We start from the raw sequence: 1,537 nt of genomic DNA on the forward strand, positions 1-1,537 counted from the left end.
CCCCTGCGGGCCGCCCCCCGCAAACACCCCCGCCCCCCGCCGTCCGGGGGGGCCGTGGAGGACCGTACCCCCGGGGGCCCCCGCGACGTGCTGCCGTCAGGGCGCGCTCCGCCCCGGAGCCGGCCGGCGCTCCCCTTCATCGGTCTGACCAGTCCGACAACACTCCCGGTCGCGGGGACCGTCGTACCCTTGGGGGGTGACCGACGCCGTAGCAGCCATCCCAGAAGAAGCAGCCCCGGTCCCGCTCCTCGAACCGAAGGAGGGGATCCCTCCGGTCGTGGCGGACGAGCAGGCGCTGGCCGCCACCATCGCCGCCTTCGCCGCGGGGACCGGACCGGTCGCCGTCGACGCCGAGCGGGCCTCCGGCTACCGCTACGGCCAGCGGGCGTACCTCATCCAGCTGCGCCGCGCGGGCGCCGGTACCGCGCTGATCGACCCGATCGCCTGCCCCGACCTCGGCGAGCTGGGCGCGGCCCTCGCGGACACCGAGTGGGTGGTGCACGCCGCCACCCAGGACCTGCCGTGTCTCGCCGAGGTGGGCATGAGACCCCAGCGCCTGTTCGACACCGAGCTGGCCGGCCGGATCGCCGGCTTCGCCCGGGTCGGCCTCGGACCGATGACCGAGAGCGTGCTCGGGCTGAGCCTGGCCAAGGAGCACTCCGCGGTCGACTGGTCCACCCGCCCGCTGCCCGAGCCGTGGCTGCGCTACGCCGCTCTGGACGTCGAGGTGCTGGTCGAGCTGCGCAACGCACTCGAACAGGAGCTGGACGCCCAGGGCAAGCTCGGCTGGGCCCTGGAGGAGTTCGCGGCGATCGCCGCGGCCCCCCGCCCGGCCCCGCGGACCGACCCGTGGCGCCGCACCTCGCAGCTGCACAAGGTCCGCCGGCGCCGCCAGCTGGCCGTGGTGCGCGAGCTGTGGCTGACCCGCGACCGGACGGCGCAGGAGCGGGACGTCTCGCCGGGCCGGGTGCTGTCGGACGCCGCGATCGTCAACGCCGCGCTGGCCATGCCGCTGAACATCGCCGCACTGCAGGCCGTCCAGGGCTTCGGGCCGCGGGTGCACCGGCGCCAGCTGGAGCAGTGGCTGGCCGCGGTCCAGCGCGGACGGGAGGTGCCGGAGAACCAGCTGCCGCCGGCCGCCGCGCCGCACGACGGCCCGCCGCCGCCGCGCGCCTGGGCCGAGAAGGACCCGGTGGCGGCCGCCCGGCTGAGCGGGGCGCGTGCCGCGGTGAGCGAGCTGGCCGAGCGCCACCACCTGCCGGCCGAGAACCTGATCACCCCGGACCTGGTCCGCCGGGTCTCCTGGGAGCCGCCGGCCGACGCCTCCGCGGCCAACGTGGCCGCGGCGCTGCGCCGGCTGGGCGCCCGCCAGTGGCAGGTGGACCTGGTCGCCCCGGCGGTGGCCACCGCCTTCGCCGAGGCGGCGGTCCCGCAGGACTAGAACCAACGCCGTTCAGTTAGGCGTGGGGCCTGCATGTCAAGGCCGGTAGGCAAAGCAGCGGAGCTGCCGTAGAAGAGGGCTGTCACTCCAAGACAT

At 76.1% G+C, this 1,537-nt stretch carries 1 protein-coding gene; it reads left to right on the plus strand.

The window, feature by feature from the left end:
• The first annotated feature begins 196 nt into the window (after window positions 1-196).
• Window positions 197-1,441, plus strand: a complete 1,245-nt coding sequence (locus ACFXAM_RS31815; protein WP_380296499.1) for an HRDC domain-containing protein — start codon at window positions 197-199, stop codon at window positions 1,439-1,441.
• Window positions 1,442-1,537: the final 96 nt, after the last annotated feature.

It is taken from the genome of Kitasatospora sp. NPDC059462 (assembly GCF_042749955.1).
Lineage (GTDB): Bacteria > Actinomycetota > Actinomycetes > Streptomycetales > Streptomycetaceae > Kitasatospora.